At 51.9% G+C, this 5,373-nt stretch carries 6 protein-coding genes; 4 read left to right on the plus strand and 2 right to left on the minus strand.

Annotated features, from left to right (window positions below):
* The first annotated feature begins 80 nt into the window (after positions 1 to 80).
* Positions 81 to 1,175 carry a TRAP transporter substrate-binding protein gene (locus Q1K24_RS03965; RefSeq protein WP_300366291.1) on the plus strand — a complete coding sequence of 365 codons (1,095 nt, stop codon included), beginning with the start codon at positions 81 to 83 and terminating at the stop codon, positions 1,173 to 1,175.
* Here Q1K24_RS03965 and Q1K24_RS03970 read toward each other — a convergent pair.
* Positions 1,165 to 2,190 (minus strand): hypothetical protein, encoded by a 1,026-nt coding sequence (locus Q1K24_RS03970; protein WP_300366294.1) that lies wholly within the window; start codon positions 2,188 to 2,190, stop codon positions 1,165 to 1,167. The genes Q1K24_RS03965 and Q1K24_RS03970 overlap by 11 nt on opposite strands.
* Before the next feature lie 142 nt (positions 2,191 to 2,332).
* On the minus strand, positions 2,333 to 3,004 hold the full coding sequence (queC, locus tag Q1K24_RS03975; RefSeq protein ID WP_300366297.1) for a 7-cyano-7-deazaguanine synthase QueC: 672 nt from the start codon (positions 3,002 to 3,004) through the stop codon (positions 2,333 to 2,335).
* A 105-nt stretch (positions 3,005 to 3,109) separates the two neighbouring features.
* Between queC and Q1K24_RS03980 the strand changes: the two genes are divergently transcribed.
* The 3 genes from Q1K24_RS03980 to Q1K24_RS03990 form a co-directional block, all read left to right on the plus strand.
* Positions 3,110 to 3,961: a Clp1/GlmU family protein gene (locus Q1K24_RS03980; RefSeq protein WP_300366300.1), complete on the plus strand. Its 852-nt coding sequence runs from the start codon at positions 3,110 to 3,112 to the stop codon at positions 3,959 to 3,961.
* A gap of 66 nt (positions 3,962 to 4,027) precedes the next feature.
* Positions 4,028 to 4,453, plus strand: a complete 426-nt coding sequence (ybeY, locus tag Q1K24_RS03985; RefSeq protein WP_300366303.1) for an rRNA maturation RNase YbeY — start codon at positions 4,028 to 4,030, stop codon at positions 4,451 to 4,453.
* Positions 4,450 to 5,373 (plus strand): calcium/sodium antiporter (locus Q1K24_RS03990; protein ID WP_366903530.1); only part of this gene is annotated, 924 nt, incomplete at its 3' end. The genes ybeY and Q1K24_RS03990, both read left to right, overlap by 4 nt.

Raw genomic sequence — 5,373 nt, forward strand, 5'->3', positions numbered from 1 at the left:
TCACAAAGCCGCGCAGCGGCGACCCCACTTTTTTACTGTTGTATAATTTCCAAATCAATTAAAACCAACAAGGGTTTTCCATGAAACGTAGAGATTTCGTCAAAGGTGCCATCGCGGCAACGGCGGCAATCGGTTTTTCCGGCTGTACCCGGGAGATGATCGAAGGAAAGAAAAACGTCAATATCAGCCGCCGGAAAAAGGTGAAGCTCAAACTCGCCACGAGCTGGCCGGCAAATTTTCCGATTATGGGGACGGGGGTCGACCGCTTCGCCGAAAAAGTGAAGGCGATGAGCGGCGGTTCGCTGGAGATCAAGGTCTATCCGAAAAATATTCTCGTGCCGGCTCTGGCCGTATTCGACGCGACCAGCAGCGGACAGATCGATGCATTTCACTCCGGCCCCTACTACTGGAAAGGAAAAAATCCGGCATTTGCACTTTTCAGCGGGCTGCCGCTGGGTATGGTGGCCAGCGAACTCTCCTGCTGGATGAACTACGGCGGCGGCTACGATCTGTGGCGGGAACTCTACGCCAAATTCAACCTCTACCCTTTCGTCGGTGGCAACACGGGCGTTCAGATGGGCGGATGGTTTCGCAAACCGATCGAATCGCTCGCCGATTTGCATGGTCTGAAGATGCGCATTCCCGGACTTGGCGGAGAAGTCATGGCCAAACTCGGTGTCAATCCGATCCTCCTGCCGGCCGGCGAAATCTACACCTCACTGGAACGCGGTACGATCGACGCAACCGAATGGGTCGGCCCCGCTCTCGATATTCGGATGGGATTCTACAAAGTGGCGCGCTACTACTATACCGGATGGCACGAGCCGGGATCGATTCTGGAGCTGACGTTCAACAAAGCACGCTTCGAATCACTGAGTGAGGAGCACAAGGCTATTCTTCACTATGCTGCCGAAGCCATGACCGCCGAAATGTATCATGAGTTTATGCACGAAAATGCGATCGCGCTCGAAAAGCTCAAAGAGGTTCAGGTCGATATCAGAGATTTTCCACCGGAGATTATCGAAGCGGCCAAAACGGCACTGGCACAGGTTGTCGAAGAGCAAAGTGGAGAGAGTTCCGATTTCAAACGGGTTTTCGAATCCATGGAACGCTACTACCGGACGATCAAACCGTGGAGCGATATCAGCGAAGCGAAATATCTGGCTATCCGGTAAACGGGAAATCTTTTCTAAGTGCCTTTTCCAACGCTCTGGCGGCTTTTTCGAGTGCCTGGGTCCCACTCTCTTCGGAAATGCCTTTGACAATATAGCGCCTGGTTTCCATCGGTTTCTGATAGGGTTCATGCACTTTCACATCGACATAGGCTTTGACGATATGGTTTCTTGTGCCTTTTTTGTGAACAAAATGCCCGTCGATCGTGATACAGACGGTGTGATCGTTGGCATCCCACGCGTTTACGACATGCAGCTTCTCTTTTTTCAATGCGGAGCCGACAGCATCGGTAAAGAGTTTCAGTGCCGGCGTACTCCCCTGCTCCACGCAAAAACTCAGACGTCTCTTCAACGACCGCTCTTTTCGTATGAAGTAGGGGAGCCCCTGCTCGATACGGTTTCTGATATTTTCTGAAAAAGGATCGATCGACATAGCGAGAAGATAGGCGGGCAGAAGTTTCACCATCTTCTGATGCGCTCTTTTCGCCATGCTGTACCGCTTCAGAACATTCGACGACCTGGTTTCAAGCCAGGACTCTTCTATCGTGACGAGACGCCTGACCACCTCCCTTTTCAGAGGTTTGACGAACGTATGGCGGCTCATGCGCACCAAAGCGATATAACGGTTTTGTGCAATCTTTTCGTTGTGAAGCGTCTCATAGTCTGAAACGGGCAGATTGGTCAGAATGTTCTCCATCTTCTGCAGATCATCGTGTGAGAGATACCGGTATACACCTTTTCCCGCAGATACTTTGGAGAGATAGTCGATCGACAGATCCGACGAGAGACGAGCTACGAGATTTTCCAATGCCTGGCTCTCTGCCTCGTCGGAGGTGTTGCCTTCACCTTTTCCGTAGAGCCATTCCCCGGTGTTTTCCGGTGGGTTTTCATACCACTGTGGAACGGTCGGCTGAACCGATACGATTTCCGGCTCCGGGTTGACGGTCACAGGCCCGCAGCCGGCAAAGAGCAGTGAAAGGGTAAATAGAAAAAAAAGATGGAATCCTGTCGATCTCATATCTGTAATATTTATCCTGTTATACGTTTGTCATGGACAATTCAATGAATAGTATCGGCTATTTGGAGATTTCAAAAAGGGTGTCGGGTGCAAATCGGTCTCCTGGATAGAAAAGGACAAATACTTCCGAACCTCTTTTGTTTCATTTCGACTTTCTGTAAGGAATTTTGTCTCTCAATCCCGCTTTTTCAAAACCTTTGAGACGCAGACGGCAGCTGTCGCACAGACCGCACGCTTCCTCCTCGTTCTGGTAACAGCTCCATGTCAGTTCGAGCGGAACCTCATACTCCACGGCTGTTTTGACAATATCCTCTTTCTTCAAATGGACGAGCGGTGTTTTGATGGCAAGATGTGTCTCCTCTTTCGTGCCCAGATTGATCGCTCTCTGCATCGCGGCGATGAAATCTTCCCGGCAGTCGGGATATCCGCTGCTGTCCTCTTCCACGACACCGATATAGAGCGCTTCGGCTCCCTCTTTTTCGGCTACCGCCGCAGCGATACTCAAAAAGATCCCGTTCCGAAACGGCACATAGGTTACCGGAACACCCTCCTCTATTCCGCCGGTCGGCACTTCGATACTCCTGTCCGTCAGTGCCGAAGCCCCGATCTGTTCGAAAAAAGGGAGATCGATCACATATCGGCCGGCGACGCCCAGGGCATCGCAGATGGCTTCGAACGCCTGGCGTTCCCGCTTTTGTGTCCGCTGCCTGTAATCGAAATGAAGTGCGACGATTTCGTACCCCTCCGATTTTGCGATATAGGCCGCCGTCGTCGAATCCATACCGCCACTGAGAATCACTACCGCTTTTTTCATCACTGCTCTCCATAGTAAACTTCGATGAAATTTTACCTTCAAAACACTTTCAATCTCCCAAATATCCCACCCTTACATGGTAGAATATGGCAAGGAGTGCTAAAAATGGAATCTGTCGATATTCCACCACAATGGCGGCTACTGGAGAGAAAGATGGCGAAGGGAGTCGTCCTGGTGATCGGTGGAGTCGATACAGGCAAAAGCACACTTGTACGCTATCTTGCCGGGAGACTACGCCTTGATAGAAAAGTTGTATGGATCGATGGAGACATCGGACAGACGACGACCGGTCCGCCGACGACACAGACACTCAACATACCGGAAGCGGGTGCCTCGTACAGGCCGCTGGCAAGATGGTTCGTCGGTGCGACCTCTCCATCGGGCCATATGCTGCAGACGATTACCGGTTTGCAGAGGCTTGTACAAAAAGCGATCGGATGGGGCGCTGAAACGATCCTTGTCGATACGACCGGTTTTATCGCACCGAATGCTGGAGGCTTGACGCTGAAATGGAGTAAATTCGAACTTCTCGCACCATCCATCGTCGTAGCATTGCAGAAAGAGAACGAACTCGAACCGATCCTTTCACCCTGGCGAAAATGTGCGCGTTTTTCAATTGCGGACGTGCCGGTTGCGAGCATGGTAAAAAAGAGTTCGGCCTCGAAACGCCGTGCATTCAGACACTCACATTTCAAGCACTATTTCCAGCAGAGCAGAAGAGTCTCCCTTTCAGTCGATAACGTAGGCATTGTCGGCAGATCGCCTCTGCAGAAGAGGCAACTCGTGGGTATGATCGACAGAATGGGTTTTCTGGCGGCACTCGGTATCGTTGAAGAAATGGACAGGAAAGAGATAGTTCTCAGGATGCCGTTGACTTCGACCGGTGAGATAGATATGTTGCGAGCCGGCAGTCTGATGCTCGACGAAGACTTGAACGAAATAGCGATTGCCCGGTAGCTCCCATCTTTTGCCCAATCCTTTAAACTATCCTCTTTTTATGCAATTTTCGATAGAATCGCCCCCATGATAGAGATAACCAATGAAACGAACTACCAGCCCAACGTCAACCTGCTCGAAACGATTGCGGCGGAACTCACCGATCGAGACATCGAACTGATCTTCACCGACAATGCGACGATACAGGCGATGAATCGTGAACATCGCGGTATCGACAAACCGACGGACGTTCTCAGTTTTCCGCTCGAAAAAGTCCCCTTCACACCGCTCGGTGAGATCGTCATCAGTGTCGAATACGCAAAAAACAAAGCGAGCGAGTACCACAACTCCCTCGACGATGAAATCGCGCTGCTTTTCATTCATGGACTTCTCCATCTTCTCGGCTACGACCATGAAACCGACAAAGGAGAGATGCGAAGAAAAGAGGAGGAGATTATCCGACACTTCGGCCTGCCCGAGAGTCTGATTGTCCGTATGGAAGGTGGGTCATGATCGATTTTGTCATTTTCGTCGTCAGTATGGGTGCACTCATCTGGGGAGCCGAATTCATTATTCGTGAATCGGAACGCATCGCTCTGCATTACAACATCAGCGAATTCATTATCGGTGCGACACTGATCGCACTGGGCACCAGCCTGCCGGAGATGGCGGCCAGCGTCGCGGCGAGCCTCAAGGGGCAGAGCGAAATGGCCGTCGCCAACGTTCTGGGCTCGAACATCATGAACATTTCACTCGTTCTCGGACTCGTATTTCTCATCGCGTCGCGTATCGCACCCGGCCGCGATCTCTTCTTCAAAGACAGTGCCTGGCTTCTCTTTCCCGTCATCATCTTCCCGCTGATGATTCTAGACGGCTCTCTCTCCCGTCTCGACGGCTTTCTGCTGTTTGCCATGATGAGTGCCTACATCATGTTTCTCATCCAATCCAGCGGCGAAGAGCAGATTGCCGAAGTGGACGAGGAGCTGAAAAAGGAGCCCTTCAACTGGCCCAAAACCCTCGCACTCCTTTTTGTCGGCTTCCTCCTGGTCGTCGTCGGTGCCGATTACGCCATCGAGAGTGCCGCGAACATAGCCAGAACGTTCGGCATCAGCGAGTGGATCATCGGTTTGCTGCTTATCGCGTTCGGAACGAGTCTGCCCGAACTGGTCGTCAGCATCAAGGCGGCACGGCAGGGAAAAGCCGATATGAGCATCGGCAACATCATCGGTTCCAACATGGCCAACACCTCCGTGGTCCTGGGCTCCGCGGCGATGACGCGCCCCCTCGCGATCGACCTGGCCGCCAGCTCGTTCGATATTTTCCTGATGATGGGCGTCACACTGATGCTGGTTTTCATCACCGCCAACAAACTCTACGCCAAAGCGAGCGGCATCATGCTGCTCATCGTACTCGCGATATTTCTACAGCATGCG

Origin of the sequence: Hydrogenimonas sp. (genome assembly GCF_029932565.1) — a bacterium.
Classification (GTDB): Bacteria; Campylobacterota; Campylobacteria; order Campylobacterales; family Hydrogenimonadaceae; genus Hydrogenimonas.